This window comes from Actinomycetospora flava (assembly GCF_037400335.1).
GTDB classification, from domain to species: domain Bacteria; phylum Actinomycetota; class Actinomycetes; order Mycobacteriales; family Pseudonocardiaceae; genus Actinomycetospora; species Actinomycetospora flava.
In genome coordinates, this window is sequence record NZ_JBBEGM010000017.1 from 84,036 (window position 1) to 108,069 (window position 24,034).

Sequence of the window (24,034 nt, forward strand, 5' to 3'; positions counted from 1 at the left end):
CCCGGGCGAGTTCGTTGGTTCGGCCGCGAGCGGTTCAAGGGCATCCGTACGAACTTCGCCAACATTGAGAACACGAACTGCGCGAAACCCGAACTACAGGTGGACGGCCCGGGCCCCGGGGGGATGGGGCCGGGCCGTCCATCTACGACCTTACGTCGTATCGGGGTCCTCGAGCCCGTTCGCGCGCATCTTCGCGATGAGCTCCTCGGCGTTGGGCGGCGCCGGCTGCCCCGGTTCAGCCCGCGAGCTCCGGCTCTGGGAACCGGTCGGCCAGACATCGCGCAGCGCCTCGAACGTGGCCGGCTCGAGGGCCTCATCGACCGCGGCGGCCAGGCCGTCGAGCTTGTCGTCGGTCACGACCAGCCCCGGGCCACCGCGAGCAGGACAGGCGCCGGCCGTCACTACGCACGCGCGAGCTCGGGATCGGGCTGGTGACGATCTCCCGCCGGCCGAGGACGCCCACGAAGAGCAGATGCGACTCATCGAACGCTGAGCGCTCCGACATCGCAGAGAACGCGGGTCGCCGCTCGGGTGCCCTGAGCCAGCCACCCCGTTAATGGTTGGTCCAGCAGGGTGCCAGCCGTCGCCATGGCACGCCTCGTGGCACGAACCAGGGTCAAGCGGCGATGCTACGGAGCATCGAGTGACGCCTCACAGCAAAGGTTGTTGCTGGTAGAGGCCCTGGTCAACGGGATCGTCCATCTTTGCGAGGCGGGGGTTGACGGTTCGATTCCCTTCGTCTCCACCGCTGTGACCTGCGTGAACTCCTGCTAAGTACAGGGTGAGGACGATCGTCCGGACACGGACGTGGCGGGAGACGTAACCGCTCTTACGTTCATCTCGGCCAGCTCTCGACTGCCCGGAGCCCAGGAATCGGCCGGCGGGGGCTCAGGGCAGCGCCGCGAGGCCATCTCCGACCAGCTTGAGCCCGATGACCACGAGGAGCACGGCCATGATCGCCGAGTTGTGGGTGGTCATCCATCGCCGGAGTCCGTCGAGGAGGTCGGCGCTGCGGTTGCCGAGCACGTAGTAGGCACCGAGGGGAAGTCCTGGTCCGAGGGTGCCGAGGACGACGAAGACGGCGAGCGCAACGGCCTGGCCGCCGACGCTGACGCCGGTCTGAGCGATAGCGGTCGCAGCGGCGACGACGAGCAGGAGGTTCTTCGGGTTCACCGCCGACAGCGCCACGGCGAGCCCGATGGCCTTGCCCGGGCCGAAGGAGTCGATCGAGCTCATCCAGCCCGGTAGCGCCGCTTCGTCGTCGCGGCGAGGGCGGCGGCGCCACTGACGCACCGCCAGCACAACGAGTGCGATCCCGAGCACAAGCTTCAGGACCGAGACCCAAGGCGCGGGTCGGTCCTGCTCGTCAGAGGCGCCGACGCTGGCCGAGATCGCGAGCACGACGGTGCCGGCGACGGCGAGCCCGAGGACCCACCCGATGACGTAGGCAGGTCCGTTGATCCGCCCTCGAGGGGTGGCCAACATGAGCACGACCGCGATGATCGGTATCGGGCTCAGGGCCACCCCAATGCCCAGTGGCAGGACCGCCCCGACGGCAGGGCCCATCCCGGCTCCTCGAGCCTCAGGGAGTGACCATGGCAAAGTCGGGGTCGGGGGGATCGAGGACTCCGAGCAGGGTGGTCAGGACGTCGTCGGACCCGTTGATGGTGAGCCGGCCCGACGAGGAGAGGCCCTCGGGGCTCGTGGCACCGGCGAGCAGGCTCAACAGGTCGGATCGACCGATCGTGACTCGCGCGTCCGCGCCGTCGCGTGCGGTGCCCTCGCCGTGGGTGAGGACGCCGTTGGCGAGGCGGGACCAGTAGGCGGTGTCGTCGATGGTCCAGTCGACGGCGGAGGTGAGGTGCCAGGCCTTCGGGCCGTCGACTTGGATGGCGACGCTATCGAAGAGCTGGCCGAGGGTGAGCTGGGCGATCATGTCCGGCGAGGCGGCGACGGTGGGGGTGCCGACCGAGGTGCCGCGGAGCTCGAGGGCGCCGGTGAGGTAGAAGTTGCGCCAGGGGCCGTTCTCGGCGCCGAACCCGAGCTGTTCGAGCGCGTCCGCCTCGAGCTCGCGGGCGGCGGTGTTGTCGGGGTCGGCGAACACGAGGTGGCTGACGAGCTCGGCGGTCCAGCGGAAGTCGCCGTCGTCGTAAGCGCGTCGCCCAGCGGCAAGGACGGCCTCGGGCCCACCGATCGCGTCGACGTAGCGCTGTCCGGCGATCTCGGGCGGGTGGCGCCAGAGGTTGGCGGGGTTGCCGTCGAACCAGCCCATGTAGCGCTGGTACACGGCCTTGACGTTGTGGCTGATCGAGCCGTAGTAGCCGTGTGTGTTCCAGGCGGCTTCGAGGGCGGGCGGCATCTCCAGCATCTCGGCGATCTCGGCGCCGACGTAGCCCTTGTTGAGCAGCCGCAGGGTCTGGTCGTGCTGGTAGGCGTAGAGGTCGCGCTGCTGGGACAGCAGCGCCACGATCCGCTCGCCACCCCAGGTCGGCCAGTGGTGGGAGGCGAACTCGACGTCGGTGCCGTCGGCGAACAGCTCGATGGCCTCGGTGAGGTAGTGCGCCCAAGCGCGGGGGTCGCGCACGACCGCGCCGCGCAGGGTCAGCAGGTTGTGCAGGGTGTGGGTCGCGTTCTCGGCCATGCACAGGGCGCGGCGGTCGGGGAAGTGGAAGTTCATCTCCGCCGGAGCCTCGGTGCCGGGGGTGACCTGGAAGACGATCCGGACTCCGTCGAGGGTCTCCTCCTGGCCGGTGTGGGTGATGTCGGTGGTCGGCGGGATGAGGGTGACGGTGCCGGTCGAGGTGGTCATGCCCAGCCCGGCGCCCATCTGACCGGCCGGTCCGGCCGGCAGGGCGGCGCCGTACATGTACGCCGCGCGGCGGCCCATGGCGGTGCCGGCGTAGACGTTCTCGGCGACGGCGTGCTCGAGGAAGCCCCGCGGGGCCAGCACCGGGACGCGGCCGGCGGCGACGTCGTCGCCCGACACGACGCCGCGCGCGCCGCCGAAGTGGTCGACGTGGCTGTGGGTGTAGATCATGGCCGTGACGGGGCGGTCGCCGCGGTGCTCGCGGTAGAGCGCGAGGCCGGCGGCGGCGGTCTCGGTCGAGATCAGCGGGTCGATGATGATGACGCCCCGCTCACCCTCGACGATCGTCATGTTCGACAGGTCGAGCCCGCGGACCTGGTAGATGCCCTCGGTGACCTCGTAAAGACCGTGCATCGCGACCAGCTGCGCCTGACGCCAGAGGCTGGGGTTGACGGTGTCGGGACGCGAACCGCCCAGGGCGGGGGTCCAGGTCTCGGCGTTCCAGACGACCCGGCCGTCCTCGGCGTGGACCAGGCCGTCGGGGACCGTGCCGAGGTAGCCGCGCCGAGCATCGTCGAACGCCGCGTCGTCGGCGAACGGGAAGCGGGACTCCAGTGCGGTCGCCGCCGCGACGATCTCGGGCCGGGCGGTGGGGGCGGTGTCGTCGGCCACGGTGACCTCGTCCTCTCACGGGTGCTGCCTCGCAGAGTGAGTCGAGGCGGTGTCGTGCTGTCACGCTGGCGAGGGACCCGCGCTCGTGGCGTCACCCGGAGTGGGTGGATCGAGGGAAGCGCCGTTGAGACCTCCTCCCCGTCGGGGTCAGGGCGGCGTGCTCGCGGGCAGGTCGCGTGAGCCGCCGAGGACCTCGGACAGTCGAACGGAGACGTCGGCGAGCCCTGCTCCGTCGAGTGCGGCGCGCAGGGCGCCGGGGTCGGCCCCCGGCGGTGGCCCGCCGGCCACGATCTGCAGCACGCCCTGCTGCATCGTCACGTCGACGACCTGCCATGACCGCGACCGCGCCCAGTCGTCGGCCACCGGCTGCGCCGCGGTCACGATGCTCTGGGCGCGGAAGACCTGGTAGCTGCCGACCCCGAGCGGGACCGCCACCACGATCAGCGAGGCGCCCACGACCGCCACCGTCCGGCCCGCAGGGTGCCCACCGGCCAGCCGGCCGCGTCGGCGCTCGCCCGGACCCGGTAGGCCAGCAGCACCGTGGTGCCCGTGGCGATGATGGCCGACACGTTGGTCGCGAACAGGAGCAGGGCGCCGGCCGCCTGGTCGGGCGCGCCCGACTCGAGGGTGAGGCCGACGACGGCGAGCGGCGGCACTAGGGAGATGGCGATCGCCACGCCGGGCAGGGTGTCGGAGACGTCCGCCCGGACCAGCGCGAAGGCGCCCACCGCTCCGGTCGCGAGCGCCGCGACCAGGTCGATGAGCTTCGGGTCGACCCGCCCGGCCACTTGCGAATTCGTCGCCGCCACGACCGGCTCGGGGGTGAGCAGACCCAGCAGACACTCGAGGACGACGACCACGACGCCCCCGCCGACGACGAGGGCGACGCTCGCGAGCAGGCGTCGGCGGTCCGCCAGGATCAGCGCGAGTGCCGAACCGAGGATCGGGGTCATGAGCGGCGCGACGATCATCGCGCCGATGACGGTGGCGTCCGAGTCGGCCACCGCCCCGGCGCTCGCGATGATCGCGGCGAGGGCCAGGAGGACCCAGAAGGCCGACCGCGCGTCCCGGATGCTCAGGAACAGCTTGCCGGTCATCCGCTCCACATCGGTCGCGGTCACTTCGCGGAGCGGCAGCACCGAGGAACCTCCCGTTCGACGTCCCTGACCTCCGAGACACCGTCGAGCGGACGGTGGTGCCTGGGCTGAGCCTTGCCCTGGAGGCGAGCTCGACGTCTCACCCGTTCGGGGTGGGCCGGGGCCCGGGACGGGTGGTGTGGCTGCTCACTCTGGCGGCGCTCGGTCCGAGCGAGATCCTTCCTCGAGGCGACGCAGTGCTCTTTCGATGCGGGCCAGTCGCTCGTCGAGCTCGTCGAGGCGCGTGTCGAGGTCACCATCAGCGGTCGGCAGTCCGTCGGCGAGGTCCTCGCGGCGAGCACGGTTGACCAGGGCGGACGTGATCCCGGCGGTGACGATGGCGATGAACGCCGTGGACTCGACCATGAGCACGGCGCCGACGACCCGGCCCAGGACGGTGTGGGGGACGATGTCGCCGTAGCCGATCGTGGTGGCGGTCTGCAGGGCCCACCACCACGCCAGGCCGAGGGTCGGGAAGTCCCGGCGGTCGGTGAGCCACACCGCGGGGCCGGCGACGAGGACGACCGACACCGTCGCGAGCACGATCATCTGCACCGCGCGGCGGGGTGTCAGCCTGTCGCCCTTTGGCCAGAACCACATGGATCGACCGCCTCACTTGCGGCGGCGCGACACCAGCATCCCGACGATGAAGCCGATGACGAGGGTCAGTGTCAGTGCGGCCCATTGCGGCATGATCACGAGCGGGATGAGCAGCCGGATACCGACCGGGTCGCGGTTCTCAAGGATGAAGATCACGGCCAGGACGAGCAGGACGCCCCCGACGATCCAGCGTGCGTTCGCGCCGGGGCCGGTCGAGGCCTGCTTGGGCCGTGGTGCGTCAGGCATGCTCGTCCTCTTTCTCGGACTGGTCGGAGCGTGCCGGCTGGTCGCCGAGGGCATCGGCGTCGGTGGTTCGTCCGGCCCGCTCGGAGAGGACGTGACCGATGACGACCTTGCCGGCGGCCGTGAGCGGAAGGGCCGTCATCGCGCCGAGCAACCCGGCGGCGGCGCCGCCGATGAGGATGGCGACGAAGGCGCCGACGGGGGAGAGCTCGATGGCCTTGGAGAACACCCGCGGCGCGACGAGGTAGTTCTCGACACCCTGGTAGATCATGAAGTAGACGAGCGTCACGATGGCCAGGGGAAGGCTCACGGTCAGGGCCGCGACGACCGCGACGAACGACGCCAAGGTCGCACCGATCTGGGGGATGGCGTCGAGGACGGCGACCACGAGCGCCAGCAGCGCGGGGTAGGGAACGCCCGCGAGCAGGAAGAAGACGAACGCGGCCAGGCCGGCGATCCCGGACACGACCAGCTGGCCCGAGACGTAGCCACCGATGCGCCCGAGGGCGGCCTCGGCGGCGGCGATGCGCTCCTCCCGCGCCAGCAGACGGTCCATGCCGGCGCGGATGCGGGGCATGGCCAGCGAGAAGTAGACCAGCAGCGCCAGCACGGTGACGGTCGCGAACACTCCGCCGAACAGGGCACCGAGGACGGTGAACACCGCGGCGGCCCCGGCGGCGACGACCGTGCCGAGCCCGGAGAGGGATTGTTGCAGCCCTTGGTGCTGGGTGGGGTCGGACAGCGCGCCCCCGACGCTGCTGCCAGGCCCGCCGAGCCGATCGCCGAGGGCGGCGAGCCTGTCCGGGAGCTCGGCGACCAGATAGCTGATCTCGTTGACGGCCGGGACGATCAGCACGGCGGCGAGACCCACGAGGACCACGAGGACGAGCAGCACGACGACGGCCACGGCCAGGCCCCGGCGCAGGCCCCGGGCCACGAACCACCGGATCGCCGGTTCGATCCCGGTGGCGAGGAAGAAGCCCACGAACACCAGCACGAGCGCGCCCCTCGCGACGATGATCGCCCCCGCCAGCGCGAGGACGACGAGCACGGTCGCGGTGATCGCCGCGTAGTCCTCCAGGGGCAGGCGGCGACGGCGGTCCGGCCGGGCGGCCGGGATGTCGGTCATACGTTGCTCCTCGACGAGCCGTCGGTTCGGTGGAGACGTGTGCCGATGGTGTGATCGCTCGTGCGCGGAGCGCTCCCCCCGAACCGGGTGAGGTGACCTCGTCAGCTGTCGGCGGCGGGCGGGCCGGCCCGCAGTGCGGCGACCGCGTCGTCGAGGGAGCTGTGGACGGGCAGGACGCTGCCTCCGCTGATCTGTAGGACGTCGCGGACCTGGCCGATGTCGCGGGCGAGCGCGAGCGCCGAGCCCGCGCCCCGCAGGGTCTGGTCGAGGGCGGCGAGCATGCGCGCCGCGGTCACGTCGACGAACGGCACGGTGCGGGCGTCGAGCACGATGCCTCGAGGCCGGCGCCCCTGCTCGTCGGGACGGGTCAGGGCGAGCAGCTGGTCGCGGACGTGGTCGGCGTCGGCGAAGAAGAGCCCGCCTTCGACCCGAGCGACGACGATGTCGTCGGGCACGTCGAGGTCAGGGTGGCGGTCGCGGTCGAGCCAGAGGTCGTGGTCGCCCGGTACACGGCCCAGGAGGGCGATGTTCGGGCGTGACGAGCGGTAGAGCAGCAGGACCAGCGAGAGCGCGACTCCGATGACGAGCCCGGGCAGGGTGTCGAAGATCAGCACTCCGAGTACGGCCGCGACCGCGGCGACGAAGTCGGCTCTGGCCGCCGGCCCGTAGATCGCTCCGAGGCGACGGGTCCACATCCGGTAGAGCCCGGCGAGGGCGCCGATGTCGATCAGTTCGATGACCGCGGCGATGACGATCGCGGCCAGGGCCGGCTCGGGCAGTGCTGTGAACAGCCCGGTGAGGAACAGCAGGGTGAGCACGGTGAGGACCGCAGCGGTGAGGCCGGAGACCTGGCTGCGGGCGCCGGCGCCGCCGTTGACCGCGGTCTTCGACAGGCTCCCGTTGACGACCATGCCCGCGGCGAGCCCGGCGCCGAGGTTCGCGGTGCCGAGGCCGAGCAGCTCCCGGTCGGCGTCGACGGTCTGGCCCTGTCGTTCGGCGTAGGTCTTGGCCGCCCCGAGGCCTTCGACGAACCCGACCAGCGCCACACCGACCGCCCCGCCGGCCAGGTCGAGGTAGCCCGACCACGGGATGTCGGGCAGGCCGAGCGGTGGGAGGCCGGACGGGATCGCGCCGACCACGTCCACCCCGCGGGTGTCGAGGCCGAACAGCCAGACCGCGGCGATGGCCAGCGCCACGGCCACGAGTGATCCGGGGACGACCGGCAGCCTGCGGCGCAGCCCGAGCACGACGGCGAGGGCACCGACCCCGACGACCAGGGCGAGGAGGTTGGTCTCGTCGAGGTGGGTGAGCAGGTGGGCGAGCTGGGCGAAGAAGTCGCCCTCGCCCTTCTCGATCCCGAGCAGCTTGGGCAGCTGGCCGATCGCGATGGTCAGCGCGAGCCCGACGATGAAGCCCTTGAGGACGGGCTCGGAGATGAACGAGGCCAGGAATCCGAGCCGGAACGCCCCGGCGACGAGGGCGACGAGCCCGACCGTGATCGCCAGGCCGGTGGTCGCGGCGGTCGGGTCGAGGCCGGGCCCGAGGTCGGCGATCACGCCGGCCGACAGGGCGGCCGTCGCGGCCATCGGCCCGACCACCAGCTGGCGCGAGCTGCCGACCAGCGTGTAGAGCACTAGGGCCGGGGCCGCCGCATACAGCCCGACCACCGGTGGGACGCCGGCGATGGTCGCGTACGCGAGCGACTCGGGCACCAGGACCGCCCACACCGTCGCCCCGGCCACGACGTCCCGGCGCAGCCATCCCGACCGGTACCCCGCCAGCGTCGGGGCCAGCACCCTCACCACGGGCCGCTCCGCACCCGGGTCGTCACGCGAACGCGTGGCGCAGGGCGTCCTCTTGATCGTTGGACAGGTTCGTGCGGACGAGCTCGGGGTGCTGGCCGGCGAAGGCGTCGTGCACCTTGTCGAGCACCGCGTCCGAGGTCATCACGAAGAGCGCCGACGTGCCCGGCGTGACCTTCTCGCGGGTCTCCTTGATGAAGTCGTCGTCGATCCCGACGTCGGACAGGGCACCGCCGAGGGCGCCGGACGCGGCGCCGACCGCGGCGCCCAGCAGCGGGACGAAGAAGATGAGCCCGAGCAGCAGCCCCCAGAACATCCCACCCAGTGCGCCGCTACCCACCATGTCGTGCAGCTGGCGCGTCTGCGGCTTCCGGGCGTCCTGTGGCCACGAGACCGTGGCCGCGTCGTGCACGGTGATCAGCTCCTGCTTCTCCAGCGACTGCAACGTCTCGACCGCGGTGTCCGCGCCCTCGGGCGAGTCGAACTTCCATACCGTCAACGTGGCCATCTGGTCCCTTCCTCCGTACGTCGGGGACGACGTGTTCCGGTGCCAGACCGTGGTCGGTGCTCCCGCGACGAGCGCCACCCGTCGTGGGTGAGCTGTGGTCGCGCAACAAAGAGCGAGTCCGTTCGGTGCAGTCGGTGCCGCTGTGTTGGGGACTGTCCCGGCAAGAGGATCTCGCTCACACTGAATCCGTGCTCAAGTCCGTGGGCGCCAGGCCGCGGGTGACGCGCGCCAAGATCTCGATTCCCCGCCTGCCCGCGGCCGGACTCGAGCGCACGCGGCTGCTGCGCAGCCTGCCCGGCCCGACGGACACGAGTGGCGGGCCGGATCGGGGTCACGTCATCGAGGTGTGCGCCCCCGCCGGCTACGGCAAGTCGACGCTGCTCGCGCAGTACGCCAGGGCTCTCCAGGACGCGGGACAGATCGTGGCGTGGGTGGCCTGCGACCGCCATGACGCCGACCCTGCGCGCTGGTGGACAGCCGTCCTCAGCGCGCTCAGTGCTGCCGCGAGCAACGCGGGCCTCACGGAGCCGACGAGCGTCTTCGACGGCCTCGAGCCGCCGCGGACCTGCGAGCCGGCGTTCATGGCCGAGTTCGTCGAGGCGGTCGAGGAGCTCGCGACCGGGGTCACCCTCGTCGTGGACGACCTGCACGAGCTCCCCGACGGCGAGGTCCGGGAGACGCTGGCCGATCTCCTCGGCGGTCTGCCGCCCAACCTCCAGCTCGTCCTGGGCACGCGCCGTGACCTCGGCCTGCCCCTGCACCGCCTCAAACTCGACGGGCGGCTGATCGGCGTGCGCGCCGAGGCGTTGCGGTTCGACCTCGACGAGGTGACGTCGGCCGTCGAGCTCCAGGGCATCGCCCTGCCCCGCGACGTCCTCCACACGTTGTGGCAGCGCACCGAGGGCTGGCCCGCCGCCACGCGCCTGGCCATCCTCGCGCTGGTCGAGCAGGACGCCCCAGCGGAGTTCGTCGCCCGGTTCGCCGGCGACGAACGCGGGGTCGCCGAGTACCTCGTGGCCGAGATCCTGCACCGGCTCCCGGACGACATCGTCCGCTTCCTGCTCGACGTGTGCGTAGCCGAGGAACTCTCGGGCGAGCTCGCCGGGCGCCTGTCCGGCCGAGCCGACGCCGGCGCCATCCTCGAGCGGCTCGAGCAGGCCAACGCCCTCGTCCAACGCCTCGGCGGCGGCGGGGACTGGTACCGCTTCCACTCGCTCCTGCGCAGCTACCTCCAGGCCGAGTTACGGCGCCGCGACCTGGTGGCCGCGCGGGCCCAGCACCGCCGCGCGGCCCGGTGGTTCATCGACGCCGACGACCCGGACGCCGCGCTCGAGCACGCCGTCGCCGCGGCCGACGACGACCTGGTCGTCTCCCTGCTCACCGGGCACGGCCTGCGGCTCCTGCTCGCCGGGGGCGGCCGGCGGCTCCGGGAGCTGCTCGCCAGCTGCTCGCCCGGCGTGCTCGCCGATCCCGAGGTCACGCTCGTTGTCGCGCTCGTCGCGCTGGAGGACGGTGACCTCGTGGGCGGCGACGAGGCCCTGTCCCGCTTCCGCAAGGCAAGCCCCGAACCGCCCGCCCGTCTGTGTCGCTTCGTCGAGCTCGTCGAGACCAGCCGCGCGCGCCTGCACGGCGACATCCCGAGGGCGATCGCGATGTCGTCCGCGGTCGGGTCGGCCGAGTGGTCCGCCGGACCCGAAGGCGTCCATCTCGAGCTGCTCATGCGCGCCAACCGCGCCGCCGTGCGCATCGCCGCCGGCGACTACCGCGACGCCCGCGACGACCTGGAGGCAGCGCTGGGCCTGGCCCGCCACCAGGGTCTCGATCACCTCGTCCTGGACTGCCTCAACCAGCTGGCGGGTTCGGCGGCGGGGCTCAGCGAGGTCGCCGACTCCCGACGCTGGGCCGAACAGGCCATCGCGTTCGCTCGCGAGCGGGGGTGGGGTTCGTCCCCGCGCCTCGCCTACGCGCACATGCTCGCCGCCTGGTCCGCCCACCTCATGCTCGACGTCGAAGACGCGGCGAAGCAGGCAGCGGTGTCCCTGGCGCTGCTCCAGGGCGGCAGGGTCTCGCCCGAGGTCGACGCCGTCGCCCGCTCCGGGGAGGCCGTCATCGCCTTCGACCGGCTGCCCGAGCGCCCGCAGGCCCTCCGCCGACTGCGCTGGCTCTGGGACGCCATGCCGCCTGACGAGCGACCCTCACCCGGCCTCGTGGCCTTCGCGGCACTCGGAGAGGTCCGCATGTCCCTCGAGCTCGGCGAGCGGGACCACGCCATGGCCGTCGTGCGGCGGGTCGTCGAAGCCCTGCCCGACCACGGCGACAGCACGGTCATGGCCGCGCTCACCGTGGTCGAGAGCCGTCCGCAACGAGCCGCTGCCGCCGTCGCCCCCGTGCTCGCCGGGGAGCGCCCCGCGCTGGTCGTCACGACCCGCATTACGGCCTGGTTGGTGCTGGCCCTCGCCGACGCGCACGCACAGCGGCCCGAGGCGACACACCGGGCCCTGCTCGCCGCACTCGACGAGGGCGAGCGGACGGGCGTGAAACGGGCGTTCTACGACATGGGCGCACCCGTGCGGGACCTGCTCGTCGCGCTCGTCGGCCGAGCCGGCCGGCGGGAACAGTTCCTCGGCGAGGTGCTCACCGCGTGGACCGCCGCGCGGGCCTGGCAACAGCGCACGGCCGAGAACACCTCGGTGGAGCGCGCCGTGGAGCGCCCGGCGGAGCTCGCCGCGCCACTCACCGGGCGGGAGATCGAGCTGCTCCGCGACCTGCCGTCGATGCTGACCACCGAGGGCATCGCCACGGAACACACCCTCAGCGTCAACACGGTGAAGAGCCATCTCCGGTCGCTCTACCGCAAGCTCGGCGTCAACACCCGGCGCGACGCCGTCCTGACCGCGCGTCGGATGAGCCTGCTCTGAGCCGCCTCACCCGACATGGGCGACGTGCACCGTCCCTCCTCCCGGACAGACTGACCCTCGATGACCAGCTCACGGGAGGGGAGCTCAATGCGCTACGAGTTCACCGTCGCCCAGCGGATGTCGGACACCGCGCTCGCCGCCTTCCCCGAGCTCGAACGATCAACGGCCCCGAGCCTCGGGACCACCCTCTTCGGACCCGTGATCGACCGCTCCCACATCGACGGGCTCCTCGCGCGCTTCAGCGACCTCGGGCTCGAGATCGTCGACATGCACCGCCTACCCGACTGAGGGCGCGACCGGTCGCGCGGCGTCGATGGCCGCCGGCGCGCTGCACACAGCCATCGAGTGCCGAAGCGTCCGTGACGCGGCTCGTGACAAGAAACGAGGTTCAACGACGAGGTCCACGCGCACCTAGTGACTCCCGGCGCGACCGTTGTTGCTGGTAGAGGCCTTGGGCTACGTGATCGTCCATCTTTGCAAGGCGGGGGTTGAGGGTTCGATTCCCTTCGTCTCCACCCATCCTGACCTGAGACAACGCCCGCTCAGGTGATCTTCCGTGTCCGGACGTGGCACGAGATCCCGGCGGTACTCGTCGTTGACTCGTGCCTCACGCGGCGAGACCCACCCACCATGGGGATCAACCGATGAACGCCGTTCGATCCATCGTGAGGTCGTCGAGCTTTGCCTGCATGAGGGTCTCCACGCGGCGGGCGAGGTCGCTGGATGTCTCCCCGGACCGCCGTCGAACGGCCGGCAGGACGGCCGTGGCCAGTTTCGTGGGTAACGGGAGGTAGGGCAGCAGGCCGACCGCGCCGACGTTGAGGCCCCACGGCACCGACAGCGAGATCGGTGCCGCTTCGAGCCGGAACATGCGGCCGAGCCGGAGCGCCTGCGCGAGGCGACGTCCGTCGGAGAGGACGAGCAGCGACTCGCCGGCGCCGGCGGTGACGAGGGGGACGATGGGGACCTCGTGCTGGATCGCGAGGCGCGCGAAGCCTTCGCGTCCGTCAAAGGAGATGCGGTTGCGGTCGGGGAAGGCCTTGAAAGCGTCGATGTCGCCGCCGGGCAGTACGAGCAGGTGCCGGCCCGCGCAGAGGGCCTCGTCGGCGGCGGCGCGGCTCGCGGGATGGCAGCCGAGTTCCTCGAGGACGGGGCCGCCCCCGAGGGTCCAGGCCACCTGGTGGACGAGGATGTCGAGGTCCCCGCCGACTCCGGGGTCGCGCAGCGCAGCGAAGGCGGCGAAGACGTTGAGGTCGAAGATGCCGCCGAAGCCATGGTTGCTCACGATGAGCGCGGGGGCCGCGGGCAGTGGCTCGTCGATGGTGACGTCGAGGCGGTGGTAGCGCCGCAGAACGGCGACGACGGCGTCGCGGGCGAGCGCGACGGTGTGGCCGGCGGCGGCGACCGCCGGGCCCCGTCGCGGTCTGGTGCCGGTCATTGCCGGGTGGGGTCGACGAGCTTAACGGCGGCGCGGACGATGCGGTCACGCAGAGCACCGCGGGCGGTGGTCAGGCGGCCCGTTGTCGGCGCGGCGGCGTTCGTGCGGGCGAGGCGGGGGAACAGGGCGGCAGCGTTGTCGTGGTCGATGGCGGCGCTGATGTTCTGCCCGAACGGGGCGTGGGCGAGGTGGTCGTCGAGGCCGGCGGTGAAGTAGCTGACGGCGCTGGTGGGGGCGAAGGGCCAGTCGCTGCCGTAGAGGATGTGGTCGGGCTGGGCAAAGGCGAGCAGCGAGGGCAGCGCCGAGGGGCTGCCGGACAGGGCGGTGTCGTAGTAGAAGCGCCGGAAGTCGGTGAGGGTGTCGCGGGGGCTGCGGCCGATGTCGCCGGCGATGCCGAGGGCCATGCGGTGGGCGGCGTAGGGGACGAAGCCGCCGGCGTGGGAGAGGATCATTCGCAGGTCGGGGTGGCGGGCGACGACGCCGTTCCGTACGAGCATGTAGGCGGCGCGGGTGGTGTCGAGTAGGAAGTCCGCGGCGAAGGGTGGGATGCCCTCGACGGCGGGGGCGGGCAGCTCGGCGGGGTGGATGAACACCACGAGGCCGCGGCGGTCGAGCTCGGCCATCACGGGGTCGAAGGCGGGTTCGCCGAGGTAGGTGCCGCGGTGGTTGGCGAGCAGGACGACCCCGTCGGCGTGCAGGTCGTCGTCCGCGTGCGCGATGGCCTCGAGGGCGGCGTCGACGTCGGGCAATGGGACGGCGGCGAACATGCCGAACCGGTCGGGGTGGTCCTTGACCAGTTCGGCGTGGGTGTCGTTGAGCCGGGCGGTGAGGTCGCGGGCCTCGGCGGGGTCGCCGAGGTGGGTGCCCGGGGTGGACAGCGACAGGATCCCCGTGGCGATGTGGTGGGCGTCCATCATCGCCAGCGCCGTCTCGGGGCTCCAGGCGGGCAGGGCGCGGCCGCCGGCCTCGGCAATGCCGTGGCGTTCGAGGGCGGCGACGTAGTCGCGGGGCAGCAGGTGCTGGTGGACGTCGATGCGTCCGGATCCGGTCACCGATCGGCCTCCTCGTCGAGGCGGGGTCTGTAGTGAGTCAGCCGAGGCCGGTGGCCATGGGGCGGGTCGAGGGGGCGCGGCGGGCCGGTGCGGGTTCGCGCGTGTAGTCCTCGATGCCGGGGCCGGCGAGGGCGGGGACGACGTCCTCGGTGTGGCGCAGGGAGCGGGCGGCCTGCCGGAACTGGGCGAGTTTGTCGATCACGGTCTGCCCGACCGGGGTGTGTCCCCACACGCTGATGCCTTGATAGGTGGCGGGTTCCCAGGTCGTTTCGTCGACGTAGATCGGGTTCCAGCCGACCTCCCACTCGAACCCCGACGGGGTCTGGGCGTAGAAGGACAGCTCGCGGTCGTTGGTGTGCTGCCCGACCGCGAGCGCCATGGCGAACCCGAGGTTCTGGACACGCTGGTAGGCCTCGACCATGTCGTCGAGGTCGGCGACCTCGACGTTGAGGTGCTGGACCCGGGTGCGGATCGGGTCGAGACGCAGTCCCTGGGTGGAGGCGACGGCGATGGAGTGGTGGCGTTCGTTGACCCGCAGGAACCGGATCTTGAGCTTGAGACCGCTGATGGTCTCGTCGATGTAGTCGGTGAGGCGGGCGTCGAAGACGGTGTCGTAGTAGCCGCGCAGCTGACCGGGCTTGGTGGAGGTCAGGGCGATGTGGCCCATGCCGCCCTCGGCGGTGACGAATCGTCGCTGGTGCATCTGCAGCGGCGCGGGGTCGAGGACGGGGCGGGTGAAGATCTCCTGGGTCAGGCCCTTGGGACCGGGGAAGCGCAGCAGGCGCTCGACGCCGCGCAGCGCGGCCTCGTCGGCGGTGCCTTCGACGACGGGGACGCCGTGGCGGCGGACGCGGTCGATGACGTCGTCGAAGGTGGCGTGGTCGTCGAACTGCCAGCCGATGGTGGTGACGTCCTCGGCGGGGCCGCGCTGGAGCAGGAAGCGGCACTGGTGGTCGTCCATGCGGAAGCGCATCGCCTGGGCGCCGAGCTCGTCGGCGTGGAGGCCGATGGCGTCGACGCCGAATCGGTGCCAGTCGGCGAAGTGTTCGGTCTCGATGACCAGGTAGCCCAGGTGGACCTTGCCGAAGATCGACGTGGCCGGTGCGGTGTCGGACGCGGTGTGGGTGGTGGTCACGGGGTGCTCCTCTCGCGGGGTCATCGCAGGAAGGCGCCGACGACGTGGTTGAACAGCTCGGAGCGCTCGAACTGGACCCAGTGCCCGGTGCGGGCGAGCTGGAGCAGGGAGGCGTCGGGCATGGTCGTGGCGAGGGTGTGGCCGCCGCAGGGGCGGTTGACGCGGTCCTCGCGGCCCCAGATCACCAGGGTGGGGGTGGGCAGGCGGCGCAGCCGGCGGTCGCGGGCGAGGTCCATGCGCCACAGCGTGCGCAGCGCTCCGGGGCCGGAGGGTCGGCGCAGCGGCGGGTCGGCGACGACCTCGGGGTCGATGCTGGCCTGGTAGCGGGCCTCGATGGCCTCGTCGGGGATGGCGGTGTCGTCGAAGACGAGGTGGGTGCGGATGAAGGTCTCTACCTTCTCCCGGGACGGCCCGTCGCCGGTGTAGTAGTTCAGCAGCGCCGTCAGCCCGGGGGTGGGCAGCGCGCGAGTGGTGTTGATCCCGCCGGGTCCCAGCAGCACGAGTCGATCGACCCGGTCGGGCGTGTCCAGGGCCAGGCGCAGCGCGGCGGAGCCGCCGTAGGAGTTGCCGACGAGGTGGGCGCGGGCCAGGCCGAGCTCGTCGAGCAGGCCGCGGACGGTGTCGGCGAGGTAGCCGAACGGGTCGGACTGGTCGATGCCCTTGCCCGAGCGGCCGTAGCCGGGCAGGTCCGGGACGATGACGCGGTACCCGGCGGCGGCGAGGGCGTCGATGTTGCGGTGGTAGTTCGGCACCCCCGACGCGCCGGGCCCGCCGCCGTGCAGCAGCAGCACCGGTGGGCCGTCGCCGGTCTCGGCGACGAAGACGTCCTTGCTGCCCTGCTGGCCGTGCGGGCCCTGGACGGTGACGCGGACGGTCTTCTCCGACAGCGGCGAGGTCGGTGAGCTCATGCGGGCTCCTCCTGACGGTGCGGGCGGGTGAGCATCGGGGACTGCGGCAGCAGGTTCGGGGCGGGCGCGGCGGCGAAGACGAAGCCGTCGGGACGCAGGACCAGCACGCCGGCGTCGCGCTCGCGCATCCAGGCGACCAGGGCGTCGTCGACGTCGACCAGCGTGTCCGGCCCCGGGGCGCTGCCCGCGGGCGCGAGCCGCAGCGTGCGCACCCCGGCGTGGGACCAGGCGCGGTCGGGGGTCTGGGGGCTGGCGGGGACGTCGGCGCGGTCGAGGGTCAGGAGGGTCCATTCCGGGCCGCGAGCGTCGTCGAAGCGGAGCCGCTCGCCGTGCTCGTCGAGCACCCAGGGCTGCGGCGGGAGCCAGCCGGTGGCGGCGCGCTCGCCGACGCGCAGGCCCTGGGGGTAGTACGGGTCGGGGAACCAGTCGCCCGCGCGCAGGTAGTTGCTGACGACCGGAATGCGCATGACGTTGCGGAAGACGGTGTTGCGGATCGCGGCGACCGGGCGACGGCGTTCGGTGATGACGCGGCCGACGATGGCCGCATCACGGGTCATCTCCCGGACGTGGGGCTGGCGCTCGGTGGCGTAGGAGTCCAGGGCGGAGTCGGGCAGCTCACCGCGCAGGACCGCGGCGAGCTTCCAGCACAGGTTGGCGGCGTCGCGGATGCCCGAGGCCATGCCCTCCCCGATCCACGGGGGCATGACGTGGGCGGCGTCGCCGGCCAGGAACACTCGCCCGGTCCGCCAGCGGGAGGCGAAGCGCACGTGGTGGCTGTAGACCACCGCGCGCAGGACCTTGACGTGCTCGTTGGTGATGCCCTGGTTGTCCAGCAGCCGCCACACCGACTCCTCGGTGGCCAGCTGTTTCTCGTCCTCGCCGGGCAGGACCGGGAACTCCCAGCGATGGTGCCCCAACGGGGTCGGACAGTCCACGGCCGGCCGCGCGGGATCACAGTGGAAGCGCAATCGGTCGTGCTCGGGCCACTCCGAGAGCACCTCGGTGTCGATGACCAGCCAGCGGTCCTCGTAGGTACTGCCCTCGAAACCGACACCGAGCTGCGCGCGGGTCGGGCTGGAGCCGCCGTCGGCCGCGATCACGTAGGTGGCCCGCAGGTGGCGCACCCCATCGCGCTCGAGGTCGGCGACCAGCAGCTCGACCGCGTCGTCGTCCTGGACGATCCGGTAGCTCTCGTGGCCGAGCCACACCTCGACGTTCGGGTAGCGCTCGACCCCGCGGCGCAGCGTGTCCTCCAGCGCAGGCTGATAGATGAACAACTGGCTGGGGTGGCCGTTGCCGCGTGGGACGGGCTTGAAATCCAGGAACGACTCGCCGTCGGCATCGACGAAGTCGATGCGTTTGTCGGAGAGCATGTCGGCCTTGAGTTCCTCGGCCAGGCCGATCCGCTGCCAGATGCGCATGACCTCCTCGTCGGTCGAGATCGCCCGGGCCCGCGCATAGATCTCGGGCTCGCGCTCGATCACCACCACCGACAACCCCGCCGCCCCGAGCAGATTCGCTGCGGTCACCCCCACCGGCCCGTAGCCCACGATGGCCACGTCGACGTGCCGGAGCGCACCACGGTGAGCGGCGGATCGATCCTCGCGTGCCTCGGTCACAGCGGTCTCCTCCTCGAGCTCCCTTGCTGGAGTGAACGCTACAGGACATCCTGTAGTGGCTGCTACAGTAAGCTGGATCGCACCTGACCGGTGGGTTACGGAGAGGAGCTGGGACGACGGTGGCGAGCGAACGGAGCGCCCGGCAGCGCCGGGCCAACGGCGAGGAGTCGCGGCGGCGCATCCTCGACGCCACGGTGGAGATCGCCGGCGAGCGCGGTTACGAGGGCACCAGCATCAAGCTGGTCAGCGCGCGCGCCGGGCTGCCGGCCAGCTCGATCTACTGGCACTTCAAGGACAAGGACGAGCTGATCGCCGCGGTCATCGAGCGCAGCTTCGGTGCCTGGCTCGAGGCGATGACCCTGCCCGAGGTCGAGCCGGCTGCGGTGGAGGCGCTCGAACCGGTCGAGCTCGCCCGCCGGCGCGCGCGGACGCTTGCCGCGCAGATGGCCAAGGCACTGCTGGACTCCCCGGACTTCCTGCGCCTCGGGCTGATGCTCGCCCTCGAGCGGCGCCCCGAGGAACCCAGCGCGCGCACGATGTTCCTGCAGGTCCGCCACGTCGCCCACGAGCGGGTCGTCCATGCGATCGGTGAGCTCGCCCCCGACCTCGCGCCCACCACGGCACGGCGCCTGGCCACCTACGCCCTCGCCGCCGCTGACGGCCTGTTCATCGCCCACGAGATCGGCGGCGACGACGTCGACCTGCTCGACCTGTTCGACATGCACGCCCACGCCCTGAGCGACACCGTCGCCCGGCTGCGGGAGGCCCAGTGAGCCCCACCGAGCACACCGCCGCAGCACCGCCCGCAGCGTTGTCGGCGGCGCAGATCGACCAGGCCCTCGAGCACGCCCGCCGCCACCAGGCTCCCATCGAACCGCTGACCACCACCTACCCCGGGCTCGACGTCGCCGGCGCCTACGCGATCCAGCGGGTGGGACTGCGCCGGCGCCTCGACGCCCACGGCGTGGTCGTCGGGCACAAGATCGGCCTGACCTCGGCCGCCATGCAGCGCCAGCTTGGCGTTGAGGAACCCGACTACGGCTACCTGCTCGCCGACATGATCCTGCACGACCCCGGCGAGACCCCGCCCTCGACGTCGGCCGCACAGTTCTGCCAACCCCGCATCGAGCCCGAGGTCGCCTTCCGTCTCGCCGCGCCCCTGGGTGGCCCCGGTATCACCCCCGGCGACGTCCTCGCCGCCTGCGACCCGATCGCGCCCGCCCTGGAGATCGTCGACATCCAGGACTGGCGCATCGCCCTGGCCGACACCATCGCCGACAACGCCAGCTCCGCCGCGGTCGTCCTCGGCCCCTGGATTCCCCTCGACCAAGTCACCGCGCCACGCGAGCTCACCGCCGAACTCATCTGACCCCACCCGCCCCGAAGGAGGCCGCGCGCGTGGAGCTCTCCGGCTGCTGGCCCTCGCTGCTCACCCCGCTCGACGACACCGGGAAGATCGGGCAGTCCAGGCCGGCGCCGCGAGCTGCGGGGCTCCCCGGCGCCAAGGGGTCTGTCGCGGTGGCGCCTGTGCTGCCAGTCCCTCTTGTCGCGGAGATCGGGGTACGAGGGATGGTCGCGCTCGCTCCGCGACGACGTCGGGGTCCGGTCGCTCGAAGGGTAGGGGTAACTGTCGCAGACCCGGCCGTCGTGGTCAGCGTCGAGGTGACGTTGTTGGTGGCCGAGCCGCCGTTGGCGGTGAAGTACGCCTGCGCTTAGGGCTGCGAGGTGAAGTCGTCGCAGTTCTTGTCCGCGGCCGCTGCGACACCGGCACCGAGCGCGAGACCGGAAGCGACGAGGGCCGACAGAGACCGAGCGCGATACGGCCACCAGCGTTGAGCAAACTCAACTCTCTGAGCTGCGCGCGATGTTCGCCCGGGCTCCGCCCCCGTCAGTCTCCGCACTGACCTCGTTGTGGCTTGCGTCGATCTCGTCGCCCGCAGTCCGACAGACGAAGTCGATGGGCAGCGAGGCGACGCCGGCTCTGGTGCAAAGTCGGCCTATCGCGGCCCACGGCCTTGATCGTCGGTCTGCAGGCTAACGGGGGGACCTCGGGGCCGGCCTGCTCTCGGCGATGCCAATGTGCTTCAACCTCGTGGGCTACCTCTCGTGCCGACCCTCTCGCTGACCGTTTGATGGACCGATGGTTCCTGCATATCGGGGGCACGGCGCGGGCGCCTATCTCCTCGCCTTCACCGGGATCGCGGTGGCCGACCGCTCCTGGTGGACACGTCTTGTAGCGGTCGCAAAGCGTGAGGCGACATGTCCGAGCGGCTAGCTGTTGTCGTCAAGCTGCAGCACTTCCGGTTGCGGGGGAGCGTTGTCAGCGAGTTCCGCAGACCGCTACCGTGCTCGAAGCTGGCTAATGGGCGTTGGCCGAAGCGACACCGAGCGCCGTTGCCGTCTCGAGGGAGAGCTAATGACCGCTTCGTACGAGCTGGCGAGCACTTTCGATCTCAAACCGGTCTACCTATCGCTGGCGCTGCCGCCGAGCGCTTTTACGAACCCGGGCGCGGGGCGGCCAGCGTTCTCGGCATCGATCAATGCTGATCGTATAGATCCGGGACTGGTCTACTTGTTCAAAGGTGCCGACTGGTATACCTTCGATCCGCATTCCGGAGGTCTCGAACGATCACCGATTCCTATTAGTCGGAAGTGGCGCCTTCCGGCAGATTTTGATACCGGGATTGACGCCGCCACGTGGGGTGGCCCAGCATTTCCCGACCTCTGGTACTTCTTCAAGGGCGGGTCCTATCACAAGATTCACCGGGCTCCTGGTGGGATACCGCACCTGCGGATTAGAACTCCGCCCGTGGCCAAACCCATGGCAAACGGCGATTGGGGTGCAGTCGACGGTACTTGGTTGGCGGCGAGCCTCGACACTGCGCTGCATGGAATCCGAGACCACTTCGGCAAGATTCACTTCTTTAGAGACACAGAGTACATGCGACACGATCTATTCGCGGGAACGATCGATCTCGGGCCATGTCCGATCACAGAGGTTTTCGATCTTCCTGATCCCTTCTCGCGAGGTATCGATTTCGCGTTCTACGGAACTGGCGCCGACTCCGAGATCATTCATTTCTTGCGGGGCGACCAGGTCGCACTCTACGACACCGAATCGAAGCGAACCCTTCAGGTGATCGCGATCGACTCGCGCTACCCGGCGTTCTTGGAGCACGTCTTCAGGCCACAGCTCTTCATGGTGGAGCAGTACACGCTGAACACCTACATCGGCACCCCGACCGGGGGCCGCCTCGTCCAAGCGCTCGACATTCCGGCTCGCACCAGGCGAACGACGCTCATGGTCACAGAGACGACAGAAACGCGTGCGGCAAAGATTACGCAGAGTCTCCTGGAATCGCAGGACGCCGCGGTCGTCAAGGACTTCTACGACGAATTGAATACTCGCAACGAACAAGATAAGTCGAGCGATACTGACCGCTTCAACCTCGACGCGAGCTTCCATGGAGATGCCTCGGCTACCAGCCCTTGGGGCGGCGAGGTCAATGCTTCCCTCAACGTCAAGGAAGGGTCCGATAGTCTCCGTCAGCATTTCGCTAGTTCGGCATTTGGCACGATATCCAGTCAGGTCAACGCAACCTCGCGGACACTGAGTCAGAAGGTGTTCGGATCGAGCAACGAATACGTGAGAACCGAACGGACGCTGCGGGCCGAGGAACTTGTCATCGACAACACCGACAGTGACGATCTCTTGCGCTACCAATACTTCCAGCAGATGCAGCCCTACCTGACATTGCTCGTGCTGAAATCTTCACGCTTGGCTGCAGCTGACGGACACGGCGGATTACGCTTCGGCGCACTTCGCGATCTCGACGGCATACTGGCTGCCAACTTGAGCGACCCGGGCATGCGCAAGCGAGTGCGAGATGCGGTTACAACGACCGGCTCCGCTATTGAGGACTGGGAGGGTATCGATCGCGCGATCGTTGACGTCGCCGCCGACGGCGTGGTCGGCAATGCGCGAAGCACGACGTCGGAATACAAAATCACAGAGCCCGACGGCACTAGGACGACAGTCAGCGCTGACGGCGTGATCGTCGCCGGCCGCCCGTGGGCGGCCTCGACACAAATCATGCTCGCTCGCGAGGCTTGACGCGTCGCTTCTGGGACCTCTTGCTGGTCGGCGATAGGCGGCAAGCGGTCCCACCGCTGCTCATTCCGACCTGCGCGTCGGATGCAGCGCTTATGCGAGAGGCTCAACAACCTGCGCGGGGCGATCCAGGGCCGCACCTGGCGCGCCGCGTCGCAAACCGAGGCCTACCGATAACCGGTTCTATGACGAGGACTCCGCCCCTGAGCCGATCCCGATCCGTTCCCGCCAATAGGTCAGACCCCACCGAGTTTTCTGGGTTGCGGGGTGGTCGGGGCCGAGCAGCCTCAAGTAGTCGGTGAGCAGGGCGGCGAAGGCGGTGGCGGCCCCGGCGGGGTCTCCGGCCTCCCCGCGCCAGTAAGCGAGGTCTCCGCGAGTGTTCAGGGTTTCGGGGTGATCGGGGCCGAGCCCTCGCAGGTAGTCGGAGAGCAGCTCGTTCAAGGCAGCTACGGCGCCAGCAGGGTCGCCGGCCTCGCCACGCCAATGGGCGAACTCGTGGCGGGTCGCCAAGGTCTCGGGGTGGTCGGGGCCGAGCACTCGCCGGCGGTCGGTGAGCAGCTCAGCGAGCGCATCGTCGGCGCTGCCGGGATCGCCGGCGCGACGGTGCAAGCGGGCGAGGCTTCCGCGGACGATCAGGGTGTGAGGGTGGTCGGAGCCGAGCACGCGCACGTAGTCGCCGAGGAGGCCAGCCATGGCGGTCACAGCGTCGGCGGGGTCGCGGGCCTGCCCGCGTAGAGACACAAGGCCGTGGCGGGCAGCCAGGGTGTGCGGGTGGTCCGGGCCGAGCACTCGTACGCGATCTTCGACGAGTTCGTTGTAGGCGCTGGCGGCGCCGTCGGGATCGCCGGCGCGTGCGCGCGAACTGGCCAGGTTGTGGCGGGTGGTTTGGGTGTCGGGGTGGTCGGCGCCGAGCACGCGGAGGTAATCGGTGAGCAGTTTGTCATAGGCGGTGGCGGCCCCGGCGGGGTCTCCGGCCTCTCCCCGCCAGTAGGCGAGCTCGTGGCGGTTGCTTAGGGTGTCGGGGTGATCGGCGCCCAGGATTCCTAAACGATCGTCGAGCAGTTCACCGCAGGCGGTGGCGGCCCCAGCGGGGTCTCCGGCCTCTCCCCGCCAGTAGGCGAGCTCGTGGCGGGCGATGAGCGTGTCGGGGTGATCGGCGCCGAGATGCCGGTCCGCGACGGACTTCATGTACACCCAGTACTCACGGGCCGCGCTGACCTGCCCGACCTCCCCAAGGCTTCTGCCCGCGCGGTAGAGCACATGGTGTCCACCTCCGCTCCAGAGGTACTCGCCCGCGTTCTCACGGAGAACGGTGGCGTTGTCGCGCAGCGCTTGCCCGATCTCGAGACGATGCGGGTCCTCCGTCCACTCATCACGGAGTGCGCGGCCGGCAGCAACCGCCACACGTGCGTGGTCGGCGGTGTGGTCGCGCGCTGCCCGCTGCACCAAACTATGGGCTCGGACCCCTCGGGGGTCGCCGCTCTCGGGTGAATCGATGGTGATGAGGGACAGTCGAGCGAGGTTGAAGACAGCGTCACGGACGTCTTGCACGGTCAGTGTGGACGCCGGTCTCGCGCTCGCAGGCTCTGGCGTCGGGGTACCGGTCATCTGAAGCTGTGCTCTGGCATAAGCCGCGGCTGTTGTGAGTACGGCGAGGGAGAAACCGTTCGGGTCGAGCACCGCGGCGATCTCGAACACTTCTCGAGCTACGCCTACGGGGGCGAGGGCGTTGGCGGCGTCGATCGACAGCGACCAGGCTGCGGCGACGGTGTGCTGGTAGTCGTCGGCGAGAGCGTCGGCGGGGAAGAGATCAGCGAGCCGCCGGCGCCGGTCCTTGAGACGGGTGCAATAGCCAGCGCAGGTCTCTCCACGGTCAACGATGAAGGCCGCAGCCTGCGCTAGGGCCAGCGGAAGGTGCTGCAATGCGTCCGCGAGCTCGGCGATCCCATCCACCGTC

Annotated in this window: 21 protein-coding genes; 5 read left to right on the top strand and 16 right to left on the bottom strand. The window is 70.7% G+C overall.

Annotated features, from left to right (window positions below; all coding sequences use genetic code 11):
- Positions 1-150: 150 nt before the first annotated feature.
- The 10 genes from WCD58_RS29790 to WCD58_RS29835 all read right to left on the bottom strand — a co-directional run bounded on the left by WCD58_RS29790 (position 151) and on the right by WCD58_RS29835 (position 8,896).
- Positions 151-357 carry a hypothetical protein gene (locus WCD58_RS29790; protein ID WP_337706754.1) on the bottom strand — a complete coding sequence of 69 codons (207 nt, stop codon included), beginning with the start codon at positions 355-357 and terminating at the stop codon, positions 151-153.
- A gap of 531 nt (positions 358-888) precedes the next feature.
- Complete coding sequence (locus WCD58_RS29795; protein ID WP_337706755.1) at positions 889-1,566, bottom strand: GAP family protein; 678 nt, start codon at positions 1,564-1,566, stop codon at positions 889-891.
- Positions 1,567-1,582: 16 nt separating this feature from the next.
- Positions 1,583-3,478: an alkyl/aryl-sulfatase gene (locus WCD58_RS29800; protein WP_337706756.1), complete on the bottom strand. Its 1,896-nt coding sequence runs from the start codon at positions 3,476-3,478 to the stop codon at positions 1,583-1,585.
- Positions 3,479-3,625: 147 nt separating this feature from the next.
- Positions 3,626-3,934: a hypothetical protein gene (locus WCD58_RS29805; protein ID WP_337706757.1), complete on the bottom strand. Its 309-nt coding sequence runs from the start codon at positions 3,932-3,934 to the stop codon at positions 3,626-3,628.
- The gene (locus WCD58_RS29810; RefSeq protein ID WP_337706758.1) at positions 3,919-4,575 is read right to left on the bottom strand and encodes a DUF389 domain-containing protein; all 657 of its coding nucleotides are present in this window, start codon (positions 4,573-4,575) and stop codon (positions 3,919-3,921) included. The genes WCD58_RS29805 and WCD58_RS29810 overlap by 16 nt, the downstream gene beginning before the upstream one ends.
- A gap of 186 nt (positions 4,576-4,761) precedes the next feature.
- On the bottom strand, positions 4,762-5,214 hold the full coding sequence (locus tag WCD58_RS29815; RefSeq protein WP_337706759.1) for a potassium channel family protein: 453 nt from the start codon (positions 5,212-5,214) through the stop codon (positions 4,762-4,764).
- Positions 5,215-5,226: 12 nt separating this feature from the next.
- On the bottom strand, positions 5,227-5,460 hold the full coding sequence (locus WCD58_RS29820) for a LapA family protein (protein WP_337706760.1): 234 nt from the start codon (positions 5,458-5,460) through the stop codon (positions 5,227-5,229).
- A complete protein-coding gene (locus WCD58_RS29825; RefSeq protein ID WP_337706761.1) occupies positions 5,453-6,586 on the bottom strand; it encodes an AI-2E family transporter in 1,134 nt (377 codons plus the stop codon). Before WCD58_RS29825 ends, WCD58_RS29820 begins: the two co-directional genes overlap by 8 nt.
- A gap of 101 nt (positions 6,587-6,687) precedes the next feature.
- On the bottom strand, positions 6,688-8,391 hold the full coding sequence (locus WCD58_RS29830) for a SulP family inorganic anion transporter (RefSeq protein ID WP_337706762.1): 1,704 nt from the start codon (positions 8,389-8,391) through the stop codon (positions 6,688-6,690).
- Between the two features lie 22 nt (positions 8,392-8,413).
- Positions 8,414-8,896, bottom strand: coding sequence for a DUF1269 domain-containing protein (locus WCD58_RS29835; protein WP_337706763.1), 483 nt, complete (start codon positions 8,894-8,896; stop codon positions 8,414-8,416).
- A 188-nt stretch (positions 8,897-9,084) separates the two neighbouring features.
- Between WCD58_RS29835 and WCD58_RS29840 the strand changes: the two genes are divergently transcribed.
- Positions 9,085-11,814, top strand: a complete 2,730-nt coding sequence (locus tag WCD58_RS29840; protein WP_337706764.1) for a winged helix-turn-helix domain-containing protein — start codon at positions 9,085-9,087, stop codon at positions 11,812-11,814.
- Positions 11,815-11,874: 60 nt separating this feature from the next.
- Positions 11,875-12,102, top strand: coding sequence for a DUF8691 family protein (locus WCD58_RS29845; protein WP_337706765.1), 228 nt, complete (start codon positions 11,875-11,877; stop codon positions 12,100-12,102).
- A gap of 349 nt (positions 12,103-12,451) precedes the next feature.
- Here the strand turns inward: WCD58_RS29845 and WCD58_RS29850 are convergent, their stop codons facing one another.
- From WCD58_RS29850 to mhpA, 5 genes are read right to left on the bottom strand one after another with little or no spacing between them, the layout of a single operon-like run.
- Positions 12,452-13,252, bottom strand: a complete 801-nt coding sequence (locus WCD58_RS29850; RefSeq protein ID WP_337706766.1) for a 1-acyl-sn-glycerol-3-phosphate acyltransferase — start codon at positions 13,250-13,252, stop codon at positions 12,452-12,454.
- Complete coding sequence (locus WCD58_RS29855) at positions 13,249-14,304, bottom strand: amidohydrolase family protein (RefSeq protein ID WP_337706767.1); 1,056 nt, start codon at positions 14,302-14,304, stop codon at positions 13,249-13,251. Before WCD58_RS29855 ends, WCD58_RS29850 begins: the two co-directional genes overlap by 4 nt.
- A 37-nt stretch (positions 14,305-14,341) precedes the next feature.
- Positions 14,342-15,439, bottom strand: coding sequence for a VOC family protein (locus WCD58_RS29860; protein ID WP_337706768.1), 1,098 nt, complete (start codon positions 15,437-15,439; stop codon positions 14,342-14,344).
- Positions 15,440-15,459: 20 nt separating this feature from the next.
- Positions 15,460-16,347 carry an alpha/beta fold hydrolase gene (locus tag WCD58_RS29865; RefSeq protein WP_337706769.1) on the bottom strand — a complete coding sequence of 296 codons (888 nt, stop codon included), beginning with the start codon at positions 16,345-16,347 and terminating at the stop codon, positions 15,460-15,462.
- Complete coding sequence (mhpA, locus tag WCD58_RS29870; RefSeq protein WP_337706770.1) at positions 16,344-17,966, bottom strand: bifunctional 3-(3-hydroxy-phenyl)propionate/3-hydroxycinnamic acid hydroxylase MhpA; 1,623 nt, start codon at positions 17,964-17,966, stop codon at positions 16,344-16,346. The genes WCD58_RS29865 and mhpA overlap by 4 nt, the downstream gene beginning before the upstream one ends.
- A gap of 119 nt (positions 17,967-18,085) precedes the next feature.
- Here mhpA and WCD58_RS29875 point away from each other — a divergent pair, with 119 nt between their 5' ends.
- The 3 genes from WCD58_RS29875 (at position 18,086) to WCD58_RS29885 (ending at position 22,080) form a co-directional block, all read left to right on the top strand.
- Entirely contained in the window at positions 18,086-18,739 is a 654-nt protein-coding gene (locus WCD58_RS29875) for a TetR family transcriptional regulator (protein WP_337706771.1), read from the top strand.
- Positions 18,736-19,335 carry a 2-keto-4-pentenoate hydratase gene (locus tag WCD58_RS29880; RefSeq protein ID WP_337706772.1) on the top strand — a complete coding sequence of 200 codons (600 nt, stop codon included), beginning with the start codon at positions 18,736-18,738 and terminating at the stop codon, positions 19,333-19,335. Before WCD58_RS29875 ends, WCD58_RS29880 begins: the two co-directional genes overlap by 4 nt.
- A 1,047-nt stretch (positions 19,336-20,382) precedes the next feature.
- Complete coding sequence (locus WCD58_RS29885) at positions 20,383-22,080, top strand: hypothetical protein (protein ID WP_337706773.1); 1,698 nt, start codon at positions 20,383-20,385, stop codon at positions 22,078-22,080.
- A gap of 180 nt (positions 22,081-22,260) precedes the next feature.
- Here WCD58_RS29885 and WCD58_RS29890 read toward each other — a convergent pair whose 3' ends face one another.
- On the bottom strand, positions 22,261-24,030 hold the full coding sequence (locus tag WCD58_RS29890; RefSeq protein ID WP_337706774.1) for a tetratricopeptide repeat protein: 1,770 nt from the start codon (positions 24,028-24,030) through the stop codon (positions 22,261-22,263).
- Positions 24,031-24,034: the final 4 nt, after the last annotated feature.

Coding starts and splice junctions, on each gene's coding strand:
- WCD58_RS29795 (WP_337706755.1), bottom strand. CDS start 1,566: ATGGGCCCTGCCGTCGGGGCGGTCCTGCCACTGGGCATTGGGGTGGCC.
- WCD58_RS29810 (WP_337706758.1), bottom strand. CDS start 4,575: ATGACCGGCAAGCTGTTCCTGAGCATCCGGGACGCGCGGTCGGCCTTC.
- WCD58_RS29815 (WP_337706759.1), bottom strand. CDS start 5,214: ATGTGGTTCTGGCCAAAGGGCGACAGGCTGACACCCCGCCGCGCGGTG.
- WCD58_RS29820 (WP_337706760.1), bottom strand. CDS start 5,460: ATGCCTGACGCACCACGGCCCAAGCAGGCCTCGACCGGCCCCGGCGCG.
- WCD58_RS29825 (WP_337706761.1), bottom strand. CDS start 6,586: ATGACCGACATCCCGGCCGCCCGGCCGGACCGCCGTCGCCGCCTGCCC.
- WCD58_RS29835 (WP_337706763.1), bottom strand. CDS start 8,896: ATGGCCACGTTGACGGTATGGAAGTTCGACTCGCCCGAGGGCGCGGAC.
- WCD58_RS29845 (WP_337706765.1), top strand. CDS start 11,875: ATGACCAGCTCACGGGAGGGGAGCTCAATGCGCTACGAGTTCACCGTC.
- WCD58_RS29850 (WP_337706766.1), bottom strand. CDS start 13,252: ATGACCGGCACCAGACCGCGACGGGGCCCGGCGGTCGCCGCCGCCGGC.
- WCD58_RS29865 (WP_337706769.1), bottom strand. CDS start 16,347: ATGAGCTCACCGACCTCGCCGCTGTCGGAGAAGACCGTCCGCGTCACC.
- WCD58_RS29885 (WP_337706773.1), top strand. CDS start 20,383: ATGACCGCTTCGTACGAGCTGGCGAGCACTTTCGATCTCAAACCGGTC.